The organism is Paenibacillus sp. T2-29 (assembly GCF_052921365.1).
The window spans coordinates 1-14498 of record NZ_JBREVE010000017.1 but is presented as its reverse complement, the minus strand read 5'-3'; the positions used below and the strand labels follow the sequence as shown (position 1 = coordinate 14498).

Genomic DNA, 14498 nt, shown 5'->3' with positions numbered 1-14498 from the left:
CTTATGAAAAGATCACACGTAACCATATATGACTTGCAAATGCGGAAAGTTGCCTATCTGGAGAATGCATATGATATCGGCTATGACGCAACGATGAATGCGCTTTGGACAGCTCAATTTTCTTTGCCGGCAGGAGACGAAAAGAATGCCGAGTGTAAGCCGCTGTACTTCGTTGAAATCTTTGACGGTGATGTTCGGCTTGAACTATTCCGCATCCTGTCCAGTGCAGCAAAGCGAGGGAGCGGCGGGGAGACAATCACATACCAGTGTGAACACGTTTTAGCTACGCTGCTCGATGATGTACTGTTTCAATACCACACGATTGGGAATTTGGGAGTGTATACGCGGGATGTACTGCAATATATTTTGGCCAAACAAACTACACAACGTTGGCGGCTGGGAAATATTCAAATCTCACATCAATATGAATACAACTGGGAGAACGAAAACCTTTTGGGCGCTCTATTCAGTGTTCCGCAGCCATTCACGGATGAATATATGTGGACGTTTGATACTACGTCCTACCCGTGGACTCTGAACCTTGTACAGCCCTCTGCACGAGAGGAAGCGTACATTCGATACGGAGTGAATTTGCAGGGCATAGAACGCAAGGTAGACCCGTCTCAGGTTACTACACGCATTTATGGCTTGGGCTATGGTGAAGGGGTTAATCAACTCACGTTTGCTGATATTAATGGCGGTAAGCCATATATTGACGCAGAACCGGAATACATTCAGCGCTTTGGCCTTGTACAAACCATTTTTGCAGACAAACGTTTTGAATTTGCTGACACCTTATTAGCGAGATGCCGGGCCACACTCAATGAACTGAAAGTGCCAAGCATGCAATATACGGTTGATGCTGCTGAAATCTACGCGCTAACAAAGGACCCTATTGACCGCTTTAAGGTGGGGGCAATGGTTCGGGTGCAGGATGAGGAAATGGGTGTTGATATCGTTGCGCGGGTGCTTAAGGTAAGCAAAGGCGATCTGTTAGGCAGGCCGGGAGAAGTGAAGCTGGAGATTGCTAACAAAACTCAGGATATCGCCAGCAGTATAGCCGACTTACGAAACCGGATGCATATAAGCGAGGTATACGCACAAGGCGCAACAAATTTGGATACCAGGGACTTTGCAGATAATTGCGATCCAGACCATCCAGCCATACTGAAATTCTATGTACCTGATGAAACTGTCCGAATTAATAAGGTTATGCTGTCTTTCCAAACGGAAGCTTTCCGGGCATACAGCAAGGCTATTGAAGGCGGTGGGGGTGTCAGTACAACAACAGCAGCGGGTGGGGCTTCTGTACCATCCACATCCACGTCAGCAGTTCAAACGCCAACAACTACTACACTAGCGGCAACTGTTGAATCTGCTAGTACATCTGATAAATGGTCTCAGTATTCCACCTTTGTTCCTCAAGCAGTTGATATGGGAGGGGAACATAATCACGGTATACCGGACGGGACTAATCTCGTTACAAGCACAGGAGAGAACGTCACATTTTCCATGTCTGGTAGTCATAGTCATGCTCTGACTTCGGATCATAGTCATAGAGTAACAATCCCTGGTCATAGTCACAGAGTAACGATACCTGGTCATAATCATACGGTTGAGATACCGGAACATTCACACGACATCAATTTACCTGACCATACACATGAAATTGAGTACGGGATATATGAAGGACCACAGCCAAACAACGTTTCTATTACGGTTGATGGGAATGCAGTCCAGATAAGTGGAACTAGCGGAAATGACATCAATATCATTCCGTATTTGTCCAAAGATGGGGATGGGCGTGTTTCACGAGGGAACTGGCATGAAATACAAATAGCGCCCAATAGCTTAGGGCGCGTGGTGGCTAACGTGGTTACTCAATTGTTCGTGCAGAGCCGTGGCGGTGGTAATTATTGATTTACACCTAAGAGTTGCAAAGTGTCATTACCTAAATAAGGCACACCGTTTTTAAACATAAGAGATGCTGTTTTTTCAGCATTGGTAAAAGTCTTACCATCTGGATTTTCGTACATGGATACAGGAAAGACTACGCTGTTTTCTCCATAAGAGAATGTGCTTTCTTTATCTACAACGTATTTGATTCCGTATTTTTCATTCGCTTCTCTTGCGGTAATCCATGAAACTTTTTTCTCAGTAGGTTGGTTTGTAGTCGGACTCACTGTTGAACCTCCTTCCGCTTTAGATTGCAGAGCGATTTTTTTACCCTTTGCATCAAATTGCAAATCATACCCGGTCAACCCGGCAACCTCTCTGACTGGTAAATATGTAGTGCCTTTATATACGAGTGGATCTGATTTAAGTGTTTGCTGCTGGCCATCTACAGTAATTGCATATTTACTTACTACAGCTTGGACAGTTGGGGAGGTAGCAGCTACAGCCGCCGTTGCCGATCCGATCAACATACCAGCTACTAAACCAATTATCATTTTTTTCAAGGGGTACAGCTCCTTTTTTCATAGATTATACCATTTATTACGGTATTTCAGACCAAAAGTTTTATATTCCAAGGAGGAATCTCAAATGAAAACTACAATTGAAAGTGATAAAGACAAAGGTCAACTTATTGATGCCCAGCCGATTTTTATTATTAAAGATGGTGCTGATTTAGATCAAATCTGCAAAGATATATCATCTCAAATTATTGATGCTTCCCGCAGAGACCCCCACTATTTGGTCAGAAAATAACGAGAATATTGGTAAGTCTGTAATTTCATTCTGACTAAAAGGTTTTAATCGCGCATTTTTTATTGTGATTAATGATGTTTCATTCACAAATTCAGATTTATCAGCTATGTTCATTTCCACTCCAAGAAGTAATTTATGCATTGGTGAATTGTTGTCCAATTCACATTCAATGAGGCCGAAGTTAGTAAGAATAATCAATTTGGAGCTTGGTTCCGAAACTGATATTTCTTTCACTTCTGGGTCTTTGGCGAGATCTATAGCTTGAGCATAGGCTCTAATGACCATTTCTTTATAATCGATTTTCTCTGCTTGATGTTCATGATTGGTTGCTGTTTCTTTTTCACTCATTTGAGATGCTCCTTTGTTCGGCTGGGCATCATGGATATTCGACAGAATAGGAGTTATTTCCTTTTATTAACTCAAAGAAGGTGGTTCCAATGAACTAAATACTTGTAGTAGCCTCCGTTAATCTGGAGGTTTTTTGTGCTTGAATATTTAACGGAATAATTTACACGGATTTTGACAAAGGGCAGGACAATTTTCCTGGCCCAAATAGGGGGAAGAGTTATGCATGAGAAAGTCGATCAGGCAATTAAAAGCTTGTCCGCAGGGGCCATGATCGGTTATTTTTTCGGGGGGTGGACAACGATGCTAACGCTATTGTGGTGGATGGTCGTTATCGACTTCTTCACTGGATGGGCAGCGGCCTGGATTAATGGGGAGCTGAAAAGCAGGAAAGGGTACTATGGCATAGCTCGTAAAGTAGCAATATTTCTAATGGTTACAATTGCTCATTTGATTGATCGTATTTTGGGAGATGCACACTATTTCCGAGATGCGGTCATTTTCTTTTATTTGGCTAACGAATTGCTATCAGTCATTGAAAATGTAGGCCGCATGGGTGTACCTATGCCGGATATTTTACGGAATGCCGTGAAAATATTTGAATCCCGGTCACAGGTCCCTAAAAATCCAAATATGGCGGAGCCAGATCCGGAAGACAAAGACCAGCAGAAGCCTGCTGTATAAGGGGAGAACAAGAATGCAAGCGAGGAAAAAGGGTAATGCAAAGGGGATCGACGTATCCCGTTATCAAGGAAAGATTGACTGGAAGGCGGTCAAGGCTGACGGTATTTCATTTGCCTTCATCAAGGCCAGCCAGGGGCAACGTTACGTTGATCCTACATTCAATACGAATGCTAAAGGAGCCAGAGCAGCCGGGGTATTGCTGGGTGCATATCACTTTCTAGATGCCACCAGTGTTGAAGCAGCGAAAGCGGAAGCAAGGCATTTTGCAGAGGTATTGGAACAGGTAGGGGGTGGGAAGTCACTGGACTTGCCGCCTGTAATGGACTATGAAAACAATCCCGGCAAGCTGTCTAAAACACTTATTAGCGCTGTAGCGTTGGCCTTCCTGATTGAGCTGGAGCGACTTACAGGGCGCAAGCCTATTATCTATACAGGCAATGCATTCGCAGCCAATTTTAACGCCTCAATGGGCGGTTACCCACTATGGATAGCCCGGTACAGTGAAACGCGCTTACCAAGCGATACAGTGACGTGGAAACGATGGGATATTTGGCAGTACAGCGATAGCGGCAAGGTCAAAGGAATTGCTGGTAATGTTGATCTAAATGAATTTGATGGAACTGCGGATGAGATTCGTACACGGTTCAATAAGAAGGGAGAAAATAAAGTGGCAGAACAACAGAGAGACATTAACAAGGTTAGCCCGTGGGCAGCTGACGTATGGGAGGAAATGACCAAGAATGGTTACTTTGATGGAACGCGTCCCGGCGCACCGATTACACGGGAAGAAGCTGCGGCAGCTCTAAGCCGTCTACGTCAAAACATTCTCAAGGGGGATAAATAACCATGATCGAACAATACATCATAAATATTACGCTGTCCCTGATTGGACTTGGTACGCTTGGCCTGCTTATACTGGCAGCTTCCTTGTATCGCAAGGTTAAACCGATCTATGAAGCACGTTTTAACATTGAGCAGCGCAACAGAATTGGACAACTGGCCCAAGACGCTTATGCATGGGTAGAACGAAACTATGCTGGAGCTGGCGTGGAAAAGTTTCACGAGGCTGTTAAGTACCTAACCGTCAAACTGAGTCAGATTGGAGTATCTATCAAGCCGGAGGAAGTTGAGGCGGCAATACAAAAGGCCTGGGAAGAATTTAATCTGAATAAAATTAAATCCGCTTAATATATTTACAGAATCACCCAGTGATACTATACTTACATTGTATCCGAAAGCATCGGTACAAAGGCCCTGTTAACCTGATAGTTAACAGGGTACTACTTTATTAGGAGGAAGATAAGTTTTGACTGAAAAAAATGATTATGTTGTTTACAAAGGGGCGGCAAACACACAAGACGGACAGCAGAGTTATTCAGATTTAGCTATGACAATGAGGGTTACACATGATAAGGAAGTTACACAAATTTGGAATGATTACGTTGGTAACTTGAAAAAATTGTTAGAGGAATTTTTTCCATACATAGCTACATTAAATATTTCTAGCCATGACGGACCTTATTTCAGGGGTAGAGCTGAAAAAGAAGACAAGCAGCCATACTATAAAGCAAAGGATCTAAAAGCTCCTCCAGCACAATGGTGCGGGGTAGGTAGAGTTAACCCAGCTGGTTTACCTTTTCTTTATATAGCGGACTCAATAGAAACTGTTTTGCAAGAAGTACACAAAAAGTCAGGAACTTCTGTCAGTATTGCAGAATGCAAGCCTAACCAGGACTTAAAGTTGCTTGATTTAACACATGGTGTAGAGGAATACAGCAAGAGTAATAGCTTTCGAAAAATTATTAATGATAGCTTTGCGGCCCCTATAGATTACAATAAGCCTGAAATTGATTATCTACCTACTCAGGCAATTGCGCTTTATGTAAAGGATTTTATGAAACTTGACGGTATTAAATATAAAAGTGCTGTTCACGACGGAGGATATAATTTAGTACTCTTTGATGACTCTGTTATTAACGTTTCATATAGTCAATCCAGATTGGTTCCATAGAAAAATTAAAAAGAAACTCCTGCCGTCTTCATGGTCAGCAGGAGTTTCTTTTTTTGACCATATTTTGACCATATTTGAACCAGAACAGACCCTAAAATATCGGAATAAAAATTTTTTTCTTCCTATTATACTGCGGAAAACTGAACGCATCCGAATGTTATATTTTCGAACGTAAAAAGTACGGTCTCAAAGCCGCTCGTCGTGCACCACAGTTCTCGAAACGTTAATATTTCGAATACAGAAGAACCTTTTCCTTATGGAAAGGGTTCTTTTTTATTTAGATTATTTGCTGCTCATTAACCATATGTGGATAAATGGATCTACACTAGAGTTTTATGGCTTCATCTGCTCTGCGATACATAAATAAGCGCATATACTGTCTGGAATACGTAAGTTATCCACGATGTTACTAAAGTAGGTATAGTTATGCACAAATATAGTTTGCTATTTTAACACGGTTTATCCTGTAATGTTCACAACCTGTGACTAATTAAAAAGATCAGAGAATTTTTTTGTTTTCCCAATTTGATAAAAGCTTATATATCTTCTGGTTGAGCAATGGCTATTCTATCCTGTGTAGCTGTTTTGGTGACGTCCAGGATACAGCAAGGGATACATCGTTTAGCTTATGCGTACTAGCTGTAGAGCAATCTCTAGCCTACTACTGCCCATCTCCTCGGCTACCGTATTGCAGCGATGATGATGAGTTTTTCTAACCATTGAGAACGAGCCTATAATAGGGCTCCAGTTACGTTAAGGGCTTATTTGTGCCCCAATGTATTAATTCATCTTAAAGGGCTGCTGTGAGCGCTATAGGAGTGGATAGAGGCTTATTAGCGATCTGGGTGCCATTTCTTTTTAATATTCCTTAATAGAAGCACGATTAGTGTCAGAGCTGGTTTACCTTGAGCTGATGCCGGCCACGTAAACTTCATCTTTGAATGAAAATGAAAATAAGATGTTCGATCCCTAAATATATCTCCTCGTACAAATTCAAGGATAATCATGGATCTATGGAACGACGCTTTTATCCTCAGCTATTTTCATCTGATCATAATAATCAAATCTAGTCAGGAATACGATAGCAACCGTGTAGCGGGTATATCTTTGGCACTGGTGGAGTAGAGAAAGCATCTTCATTGACCTAAAATATTTACGTTCAGGCATACCCTCTGCTATAAATAGTTACTTTTAGTTAAGAAGCAACCTAAGGACAATTTTCAAACGTATGATATAAGAATATTTTATATAAAGCCAATGAACTTGATTGGATATGCAGGAGAGCGTTAAAGAATGCTGACAGAACAACGTTCCTGCATCATGCGAGAGGATAAATGTTTACAGTATGACGATTTTGCTTGGATTGACAATGGATATGAAAGTTTTATACTGTATTTAATCTTATTAGTTTAGTCGGCTTTGAAGCATCACTTATTTATGAATCTTCATATGGAGGCGCATTGATAATGAATTTATTGGAGAAAGAAGCGTTGATTAGAGTCAAGGCAAGTGAACTGGAAGAGGCTACGCCTGAAGAAATTATCAAGTATGCAGTTCATACATTTCCTAACCTTACCTTTGCTTGTAGCTTCGGAGCAGAAGATGTAGTACTAGTAGATATGCTTCAAAGAATTAGCCCTTCTACCGATATTTTTTATTTAGATACCGACTTTCATTTTCAAGAAACTTACGATACACGAGATCAGATGAAAGCTAGATACAATTTGGATTTTGTTAGAGTCTCTCCCTTAATCACTCCAGAAGAGCAAGCTGCGGAGCATGGAGAGGAGCTGTGGAAATCAAATCCTAATGCATGCTGTGGTATACGCAAAGTTGAGCCGCTGACACGCATTCTGTCTCAATACGATGCATGGATTACCGGTATTCGCCGCGATCAGGCTCCTACGCGTGCGAATGCAAAGAAGGTAGAGTATGATGAAAAGTTTGGCCTCGTTAAATTTAACCCCTTGGCGAGCTGGACTTCCGAGGATGTATGGAACTATATTCGCACTCATGAAGTATTGTATAATCCATTGCATGACCGCAATTATCCTAGTATTGGCTGTGAGCAATGCACGCGTGAAGTCCTGCCAGGTGAAGACCCACGTGCTGGTCGTTGGTCAGGGAATGAGAAAACGGAGTGTGGGCTCCATCAATAAAATGGTATATAGGTAGCGCTGAGACTTTATTTATGCTATAGAAAGGAAGTGCATTATGACTGCGATTCTTCCGCATGGCGGAACGCTCGTTGACAGAAATATTACAGGACCGGAGCAAGAAGCACTCTTGCAGGCTGCAGGTGAATTGTTTCCTATCCCTGTAAACCCATGGACGATTTCTGATCTGGATTTGATTGGAGTAGGGGCCTTCTCTCCATTGACGGGATTTATGAATGAGTCGGATTATCGTTCGGTGGTAACGGATATGCGTCTTGCGGATGGTACAGTCTGGAGTATTCCCATTACTCTTGCAGTAGTAGAAACCATAGCCAGTGAACTGAAACTAGGTCAACAGGTGGCTTTGGTGGGGGAAACAGATGGTATCATCTATGCTGTACTTGATATCGAGAGTATTTATCAGGTTGACCAGGCAGAGGAAGCCAGATGTGTATTCAAGACGGATGACCCGGCCCATCCTGGCGTAAACAAATTGTTAGATCGACCTGCTACCTATGTAGGTGGAACGGTGCAAGTGCTGAATCGACCAGAACCTACACAATTTAGCGAATTTTATTACACGCCAGCACAGACACGTAGCCTTTTTGCTGAAAAGGGATGGAAGACAGTGGTCGGTTTTCAAACACGAAATCCGGTACACCGGGCACATGAGTACATCCAAAAAAGCGCGATGGAAATTGTGGATGCTTTATTTCTAAATCCGCTCGTTGGAGAGACCAAGTCAGATGACGTTCCAGCAAATGTGCGTATGAAGAGCTATCTGGTGTTGCTGGACAACTATTATCCGGCTGATCGAGCCTTACTGGGGGTCTTTCCTGCCGCCATGCGATACGCTGGTCCTAGAGAGGCCATTTTCCATGCTATTGTGCGAAAGAACTTTGGTTGCACCCATTTTATTGTCGGAAGAGATCATGCCGGTGTAGGGGATTATTACGGTACCTATGAAGCACAGGAAATTTTCAAGCACTTTACACCTGAAGAGCTGGGGATTACCCCGTTGTTTTTTGAACACAGCTTTTACTGCACCCAATGTGGAAATATGGCCTCAAGCAAAACATGCCCACATCCTAAGGAGCACCATTTGACGCTCTCCGGCACCAAAGTGAGGGAATTGTTGCGCTCCGGGGTTTGTCCGCCACCTGAATTTACACGACCTGAGGTCGCTCAAGTGCTGATTGAAGGTATGAAAGAATATGTTCATGCCTGAGTTGTACTAACTACACGCCTCGTCCCATATAGATTATTAGTATCTGTATAGGACGGAGGCGTTTTGTTATGCAAAAAAACAATCGTAAAAAAGAGGTCACACTGTGGATTCGCTATCGGACGCTGCAAAAAGTGCTGTTAGGCTGTTGTCTCGCTGTTCTATTTATCATGCTGACATTGTATGAGATACCTGCTTCGAGAGCGTGGATTCATTGGAGTCTACCGCTTACTGGTAAGGTAATTGCTATAGATGCCGGACACGGAGGGCCTGATGGAGGAGCGGTTAGCAAAGAGGGGGTCATTGAAAAGGATATTAATTTGGCGATCGCTTTTTATTTGCGGGATTATTTGCAGCAAGCAGGAGCTGTTGTCGTCATGACACGTGAGGATGATCGTGATCTGGCGCAGCAAGAAACAAAAGGCTACTCCAGAAGAAAAACGGAGGATTTAAAGCAACGGGTACGTATGATTGAGGAGCAGAAAGCGGACCTCTTTTTAAGTATTCATATGAACAGTATTCCGTCGAGCCGTTGGAGTGGAGCCCAGACCTTTTTCGTACCTAATCATGCAGATAACGAGAATTTGGCGTCCTTAATTCAGGAAGAAATCAAGCGCAACTTGGAAAATACGGACAGAGTGGCTAAGACCGTAAACACGGTCTATTTATTAAAGGCACTCAAAATGCCGGCAGCTCTTGTAGAAGTCGGATTCTTGTCCCATCCAGAGGAAGCCAGACGACTCAGTGACGAGAACTATCAAAGACAAGTGGCTGCATCCATATATAAAGGGATTTTGCGTTACAGTGCCGGGGAAAAGGGAACCTCATCAGCACCTGAAGTCAGATAGTGGTATACTGTAAGTGTTTACCACTACGTAAATCAATAAAGCAGAGGTGCTGATTATTCATGCAATCGAGAGAGCAAGTTATAGAGCTACTTCAGCAAGTGCGAGAGCCTCAAACGGGACGCCGTTTGGTTGATCTCCATTTTATTCGGGATGTGGTTGTTAAAGAGGATCGGGTATCATTGACTGCTATTGCCCTGGATAGCCAGGAAGAGACGCGGACAGAACTGGATCGGGAAATCCGGCAGACGTTAGAAAAGGCAGGATTAAGTCACGTCCATATTCGTATTCGTGAGGCATCTGAGTCTGAAAAGTCAGCTATTCAAAATGGAGAGGATACCGAGGAGGTAGCTGATCCGGTATTGACCAAAGGACATGCTGTCGGTATGGAAGAACATGAGCTACTTAACCCAGCATCTAGCGTACGATTTATTGCCATTGCAAGCGGAAAAGGTGGTGTCGGGAAATCGACAGTAGCTGTGAATTTGGCTGCAGCTCTAGCCAGACAGGGTAAGCGAGTGGGATTAATTGATGCTGATATCTATGGATTCAGTGTGCCGGATATGATCGGGGTAGAGGATGTACCTTCTGTCGAAGATGGTATCATTCAGCCAGTGGAACGATTTGGTATCAAGATCATGTCCATGGGCTTCTTTGTTAGAGAAAACAATCCGGTTATTTGGAGAGGTCCCATGCTGGGAAGAATGCTTAGACAGTTTTTTAGTGATGTCGAATGGGGCAAGCTGGATTATATGATACTTGATTTACCGCCAGGTACTGGTGATGTAGCGCTTGACGTACATCAAATGATCCCGCAGAGTGAAGAAATCATTGTCACTACTCCGCATGCGACGGCAGCTTTTGTAGCTGCACGTGCAGGGGCAATGGCCCTTCAAACGGATCATAAGGTCATAGGCGTGGTGGAGAACATGTCCTATTATGTGTCCTCCACGGGAGAAAAAGACTATGTTTTTGGACGGGGAGGCGGGGCTATGTTGGCAGATACACTTCATACGAAACTTTTGGCGCAAATTCCGCTGGGTATCCCAGATAATCATCCGTCAGAAGCTGATTTTTCTCCATCAGTATATAAATCGGAGTCGGCGACAGGAGCTATTTATGGTGATATAGCCGCCCAAATTACGAGGTTGCACATGGAATCTAAATAATAAAAAAGGCTGGTTGTTGAACCAGCCTTTTTTTTACTGACCTCCTCCTTGCCCTCCTTCACTACCGCCTTGTTCTCCTTCACCTCCACCACCATCTTGTTTTTGATCCCCAGATCCACCTTGCTCTCCGCCTTTTTTCTCAACCTTAGGTTGAAGTTCTTCTTGAACGACAGTTTTGAGTAAATTCATGACCTCAAGCCGAAAAATCGGATTCTGCATAGCATCATGCATGACTGTCATAGATTGTTTGCGATATTCGGGAGTTTTAGTTAAGTCCATGTACATCTTGGTTAGTTCAGGCGATTTTAGCATCGCTTCAATTGATTTTTGGTAAGAAGGGTCTTTTATAAGCTGCATATGAAGCTGTTTGCTTTGACTGTTGATGGCTTTGGCAAATTCTCCGGCAAAACGCGGATCAGTCATAATTTTTTCGATTTCTTTTTTATATTCGGGTGAGATTAAAGTATCTTTTACTGCGATTTTCATCTGTTCAGCGGATTGCGTGGGCATAAGCATTTTCATTCCCATGCTGCCCCCAGCTCCACCTCCTCCACCACTTTGACCGGATTGCCCCTCTTTTTCCCCGGTTAAAGCTTCTTCTACGGCTTTTTTTCCATCATCACTTTTCAAGATATCGACAACCATCGTTTTCATCTCTTTATAACTGGTCTGGGGAGGTGCAGAACCCTGATCCGAGCCGCAGCCGCTCAGTGCAACGCCCAGCACGCATACCATGCTAACAAATCGCAAACGAGTCCAATTCATGGCCGTATTCCTCCTTTATCATGAATGTGGATAGTATGCGGATGATTGGGGAGAAATATGTCGAGTTGTTTTTGGTTTTTAGCTGAGAACGATGTAAAATAACTCCTTAAAGACCCAGAGCTTGATCGCGAACCTCTTTACCTTTTACTGTACCCTGTTGAAGCAGTTCGGATACAGTCACGAATTCATAGCCTTGTGCCCGCAACTTGTCGATAATGATGGGCAACGCTTCATGAGTTTGTTTGCAAGAATCACTGGCATGAAGAAGGACGATATCACCGGGATGAGCTTTATTTACAACACGGTCGATGATGACCTGCGTACCAGGGTTTTTCCAGTCCAGGGAGTCAGTATCCCATTGAATGGTTTTGTAGCCTAAAGTGCTGGCAACTTGAAGTACCCTTTTGTCAAAGTCACCATTAGGCATGCGGATTAACTTCGGGGATTGTCCAGTCAGCTCGGTTAATGTGGTATGAGCCGTTGAAATCTGTTTACGAATCTCTTCATCGCTTAAGCTGCTATAATTTTCGTGTTTATGGCCATGACTGCCAATCTCAAATCCGCTTTCTTTAATTTGATTCACGAGTTCTGGATGTGTTTTGCTCCAAGGGGCAGAAAGAAAAAAGGTGGACTTGGTCACTTTTTTATCTTCGAGAACTTTTAAAATGGGAGCAGTACGCTTATCCCCCCAGCTAATGTCGAAGGTGAGAGCGATCAGCTTTTTATCCGTTGGTACACTGTAAATGGCAGTTGGCGCTTCCTCGGAAAAGACCGTAACATTATCGGTTTCTACATAAATGACTCCAGCAGTAAAGATGGCCGCTGCCATTACGATCAAGAATCGTTTGATTTTTTTGCCGTTCAATACATAGAAAAAAGAATTCATGGTTAATGCCCCTTTCATCCTAGAAGTGCTTGTTTACTTAAAGCTATGCCAGGGGTTGTCAATTATTCCATTGGACCAATAGGAGGCATCAACAAATGGGACTAAAAGCATTTTTTTATGATTTACGCACGACAAGACGGCTAATTTTGATCGCTGCACTTTTTTTCTGCGCAAGTATTGTAGTGGGATGGTTAAGTACAGGTGTTATTCAGGCTATGTTGGCACAACAAATGAAGGGACTGGGGGGAGTGGCGCAACGATTGCAGAACTCTGAGCATCCACAATGGAGTTTTTTTGTGTTTATTTTTTTCAATAATGCAATCAAATGCGTGCTGGTTATATATAGCGGGGCTCTTTTTGGAATCGTACCGTTTATATTTTTGATTGTGAACGGAATGGTTTTAGGTTTCGTAGTACACCTGCAGACAGATATGGGAAGAAGTATGTATGAAATTGTCGTAAAAGGATTATTGCCTCATGGTGTGATTGAATTGCCTGTTTTAATTATCGCCTGTGCCTTCGGATTGAAGTTTGGAGTCAATATAATATCTACCCTAGGTACAAGCATAGGACTAAAACGCAAAGGTACTGGCCCATCGTGGGAGGTTTTTTTGAAACAAACGTTGACCGTGTCAATATGGTCTGTCATCTTTCTGTTTATAGCAGCTGCGATTGAGAGCGGCATAACTTATCGTTTATTGTCGCATTAAAATAATATGGCCAATTATTTATATATTTCCCGAAAATTGAACATAACAAAGGGGAGAGCGTAAAGAAAAAGATTAAAGATTACTTGGAGTAAGTTTGAAACCTTAGCAGTTGAGTTTAAAAACAGGTAAAGTTTGGAACAATTAATTGGGCAAATATAAGTACTATATAATCTGCTGATAAGGGAGTATGGTCATATGTTGGGAATGCTGTTTAATGAAAAAGAATGCAAGGAACTTGACTATGTTCTTCGTAAGGAACTAGATGAAATGCTGCTTGATATGAGCGATACCCGATTGGACCAGGATATCCGTTATGCTATAGCACTTCGATATAAAACAGTTTTCCGCATGTATGCCCGTTTTGCACCCGCTAAGGAACTATCCAAATATGCACGCAGAGGCCGTGTCCCGCAAACCAAACAATGATAAGATAAAGAAGAACTATATCAGACCGAGATATCAGGAAGTAAATATACTTTCTGATATCAAAAAAAGTATTGACTCTATTCAATATTCATGTTAAATTAATTTTCGTTCCTTTTTGAAGGATTTGCTCGAAAAAAGAATTAAAAAAACTCTTGCAAAATTCAAAAAGAGATGATATATTATAAAAGTCGCCGCTGAGATGCGGTGGTGAAACAAAGTGAGATATAATGAAGGTTTGATCTTTGAAAACTGAACAACGAGTGAGTAAATGATTTTGTTCGCAAAATCAAACAAAGAGATATTTTATCTCGTCAGTTTCAACATGAGCTAATCGCTCTTTCGATAAACCGACTTTGGTTGGTCTTTAATGGAGAGTTTGATCCTGGCTCAGGACGAACGCTGGCGGCGTGCCTAATACATGCAAGTCGAGCGGGGTTATTTAGAAGCTTGCTTCTGCATAACCTAGCGGCGGACGGGTGAGTAACACGTAGGCAACCTGCCCACAAGACAGGGATAACTACCGGAAACGGTAGCTAATACCCGATACATCCTTTTCCTGCATGGGAG

Annotated in this window: 17 protein-coding genes and 1 rRNA gene; 14 read left to right on the top strand and 4 right to left on the bottom strand. The window is 42.7% G+C overall.

Annotated elements, in window-relative coordinates:
* Positions 1–3: 3 nt before the first annotated feature.
* Positions 4–1920 (top strand): phage tail spike protein, encoded by a 1917-nt coding sequence (locus ACU1JV_RS26610; RefSeq protein WP_446724715.1) that lies wholly within the window; start codon positions 4–6, stop codon positions 1918–1920.
* Here ACU1JV_RS26610 and ACU1JV_RS26605 read toward each other — a convergent pair.
* Positions 1914–2450 carry a stalk domain-containing protein gene (locus tag ACU1JV_RS26605; RefSeq protein WP_446724756.1) on the bottom strand — a complete coding sequence of 179 codons (537 nt, stop codon included), beginning with the start codon at positions 2448–2450 and terminating at the stop codon, positions 1914–1916. The genes ACU1JV_RS26610 and ACU1JV_RS26605 overlap by 7 nt on opposite strands.
* A gap of 94 nt (positions 2451–2544) precedes the next feature.
* Here ACU1JV_RS26605 and ACU1JV_RS26600 point away from each other — a divergent pair, with 94 nt between their 5' ends.
* Positions 2545–2709: a hypothetical protein gene (locus ACU1JV_RS26600; RefSeq protein WP_446724714.1), complete on the top strand. Its 165-nt coding sequence runs from the start codon at positions 2545–2547 to the stop codon at positions 2707–2709.
* Here ACU1JV_RS26600 and ACU1JV_RS26595 read toward each other — a convergent pair.
* Entirely contained in the window at positions 2653–3057 is a 405-nt protein-coding gene (locus ACU1JV_RS26595; protein ID WP_446724713.1) for a hypothetical protein, read from the bottom strand. The two genes, ACU1JV_RS26600 and ACU1JV_RS26595, sit on opposite strands and share 57 nt — an antisense overlap.
* Positions 3058–3276: 219 nt before the next feature.
* On the opposite strand from ACU1JV_RS26595, the gene ACU1JV_RS26590 reads away from it, so the two are divergent.
* The 9 genes from ACU1JV_RS26590 to ACU1JV_RS26550 all read left to right on the top strand — a co-directional run bounded on the left by ACU1JV_RS26590 (position 3277) and on the right by ACU1JV_RS26550 (position 11144).
* Positions 3277–3738 (top strand): phage holin family protein, encoded by a 462-nt coding sequence (locus ACU1JV_RS26590; RefSeq protein WP_446724712.1) that lies wholly within the window; start codon positions 3277–3279, stop codon positions 3736–3738.
* Between the two features lie 13 nt (positions 3739–3751).
* Positions 3752–4582: a glycoside hydrolase family 25 protein gene (locus ACU1JV_RS26585; RefSeq protein ID WP_446724711.1), complete on the top strand. Its 831-nt coding sequence runs from the start codon at positions 3752–3754 to the stop codon at positions 4580–4582.
* Positions 4583–4584: 2 nt separating this feature from the next.
* Entirely contained in the window at positions 4585–4926 is a 342-nt protein-coding gene (locus ACU1JV_RS26580) for a phage holin, LLH family (RefSeq protein WP_446724710.1), read from the top strand.
* 118 nt (positions 4927–5044) lie between these two features.
* On the top strand, positions 5045–5749 hold the full coding sequence (locus tag ACU1JV_RS26575) for an RES family NAD+ phosphorylase (protein WP_446724709.1): 705 nt from the start codon (positions 5045–5047) through the stop codon (positions 5747–5749).
* Between the two features lie 98 nt (positions 5750–5847).
* On the top strand, positions 5848–5976 hold the full coding sequence (gene rpsI / locus ACU1JV_RS26570; RefSeq protein WP_422615430.1) for a 30S ribosomal protein S9: 129 nt from the start codon (positions 5848–5850) through the stop codon (positions 5974–5976).
* Positions 5977–7215: 1239 nt separating this feature from the next.
* Entirely contained in the window at positions 7216–7908 is a 693-nt protein-coding gene (locus tag ACU1JV_RS26565; RefSeq protein WP_413987081.1) for a phosphoadenylyl-sulfate reductase, read from the top strand.
* Positions 7909–7963: 55 nt separating this feature from the next.
* Complete coding sequence (gene sat / locus ACU1JV_RS26560; protein ID WP_090738084.1) at positions 7964–9133, top strand: sulfate adenylyltransferase; 1170 nt, start codon at positions 7964–7966, stop codon at positions 9131–9133.
* A 68-nt stretch (positions 9134–9201) separates the two neighbouring features.
* On the top strand, positions 9202–9978 hold the full coding sequence (cwlD, locus tag ACU1JV_RS26555; protein WP_013373246.1) for an N-acetylmuramoyl-L-alanine amidase CwlD: 777 nt from the start codon (positions 9202–9204) through the stop codon (positions 9976–9978).
* Between the two features lie 59 nt (positions 9979–10037).
* A complete protein-coding gene (locus ACU1JV_RS26550) occupies positions 10038–11144 on the top strand; it encodes an Mrp/NBP35 family ATP-binding protein (RefSeq protein WP_058831474.1) in 1107 nt (368 codons plus the stop codon).
* 33 nt (positions 11145–11177) lie between these two features.
* On the opposite strand, the gene gerD is transcribed toward ACU1JV_RS26550, so the two are convergent.
* Positions 11178–11909: a spore germination lipoprotein GerD gene (gene gerD, locus ACU1JV_RS26545; protein WP_013373244.1), complete on the bottom strand. Its 732-nt coding sequence runs from the start codon at positions 11907–11909 to the stop codon at positions 11178–11180.
* A gap of 106 nt (positions 11910–12015) precedes the next feature.
* A complete protein-coding gene (gene pdaB / locus ACU1JV_RS26540; protein ID WP_025679930.1) occupies positions 12016–12795 on the bottom strand; it encodes a polysaccharide deacetylase family sporulation protein PdaB in 780 nt (259 codons plus the stop codon).
* 95 nt (positions 12796–12890) lie between these two features.
* Here pdaB and ACU1JV_RS26535 point away from each other — a divergent pair, with 95 nt between their 5' ends.
* From ACU1JV_RS26535 to ACU1JV_RS26525, 3 genes are all read left to right on the top strand, one after another.
* Positions 12891–13505 (top strand): stage II sporulation protein M, encoded by a 615-nt coding sequence (locus ACU1JV_RS26535; RefSeq protein WP_058831472.1) that lies wholly within the window; start codon positions 12891–12893, stop codon positions 13503–13505.
* A gap of 195 nt (positions 13506–13700) precedes the next feature.
* Positions 13701–13931: a hypothetical protein gene (locus ACU1JV_RS26530; RefSeq protein WP_013312131.1), complete on the top strand. Its 231-nt coding sequence runs from the start codon at positions 13701–13703 to the stop codon at positions 13929–13931.
* 364 nt (positions 13932–14295) lie between these two features.
* A 16S ribosomal RNA gene (locus tag ACU1JV_RS26525) occupies positions 14296–14498 on the top strand; the annotation flags it as partial.

What these genes read in the sequence shown, in the direction of transcription:
- ACU1JV_RS26595 (WP_446724713.1), bottom strand. Translation starts at nt 3,057, where the DNA reads ATGAGTGAAAAAGAAACAGCAACCAATCATGAACATCAAGCAGAGAAA.
- ACU1JV_RS26605 (WP_446724756.1), bottom strand. Translation starts at nt 2,450, where the DNA reads ATGATAATTGGTTTAGTAGCTGGTATGTTGATCGGATCGGCAACGGCG.
- ACU1JV_RS26565 (WP_413987081.1), top strand. Translation starts at nt 7,216, where the DNA reads ATGAATTTATTGGAGAAAGAAGCGTTGATTAGAGTCAAGGCAAGTGAA.
- gerD (WP_013373244.1), bottom strand. Translation starts at nt 11,909, where the DNA reads ATGAATTGGACTCGTTTGCGATTTGTTAGCATGGTATGCGTGCTGGGC.
- ACU1JV_RS26535 (WP_058831472.1), top strand. Translation starts at nt 12,891, where the DNA reads ATGGGACTAAAAGCATTTTTTTATGATTTACGCACGACAAGACGGCTA.
- ACU1JV_RS26600 (WP_446724714.1), top strand. Translation starts at nt 2,545, where the DNA reads ATGAAAACTACAATTGAAAGTGATAAAGACAAAGGTCAACTTATTGAT.
- cwlD (WP_013373246.1), top strand. Translation starts at nt 9,202, where the DNA reads ATGCAAAAAAACAATCGTAAAAAAGAGGTCACACTGTGGATTCGCTAT.
- ACU1JV_RS26590 (WP_446724712.1), top strand. Translation starts at nt 3,277, where the DNA reads ATGCATGAGAAAGTCGATCAGGCAATTAAAAGCTTGTCCGCAGGGGCC.
- pdaB (WP_025679930.1), bottom strand. Translation starts at nt 12,795, where the DNA reads ATGAATTCTTTTTTCTATGTATTGAACGGCAAAAAAATCAAACGATTC.
- ACU1JV_RS26550 (WP_058831474.1), top strand. Translation starts at nt 10,038, where the DNA reads ATGCAATCGAGAGAGCAAGTTATAGAGCTACTTCAGCAAGTGCGAGAG.
- ACU1JV_RS26530 (WP_013312131.1), top strand. Translation starts at nt 13,701, where the DNA reads ATGTTGGGAATGCTGTTTAATGAAAAAGAATGCAAGGAACTTGACTAT.
- sat (WP_090738084.1), top strand. Translation starts at nt 7,964, where the DNA reads ATGACTGCGATTCTTCCGCATGGCGGAACGCTCGTTGACAGAAATATT.
- ACU1JV_RS26585 (WP_446724711.1), top strand. Translation starts at nt 3,752, where the DNA reads ATGCAAGCGAGGAAAAAGGGTAATGCAAAGGGGATCGACGTATCCCGT.
- ACU1JV_RS26610 (WP_446724715.1), top strand. Translation starts at nt 4, where the DNA reads ATGAAAAGATCACACGTAACCATATATGACTTGCAAATGCGGAAAGTT.
- ACU1JV_RS26580 (WP_446724710.1), top strand. Translation starts at nt 4,585, where the DNA reads ATGATCGAACAATACATCATAAATATTACGCTGTCCCTGATTGGACTT.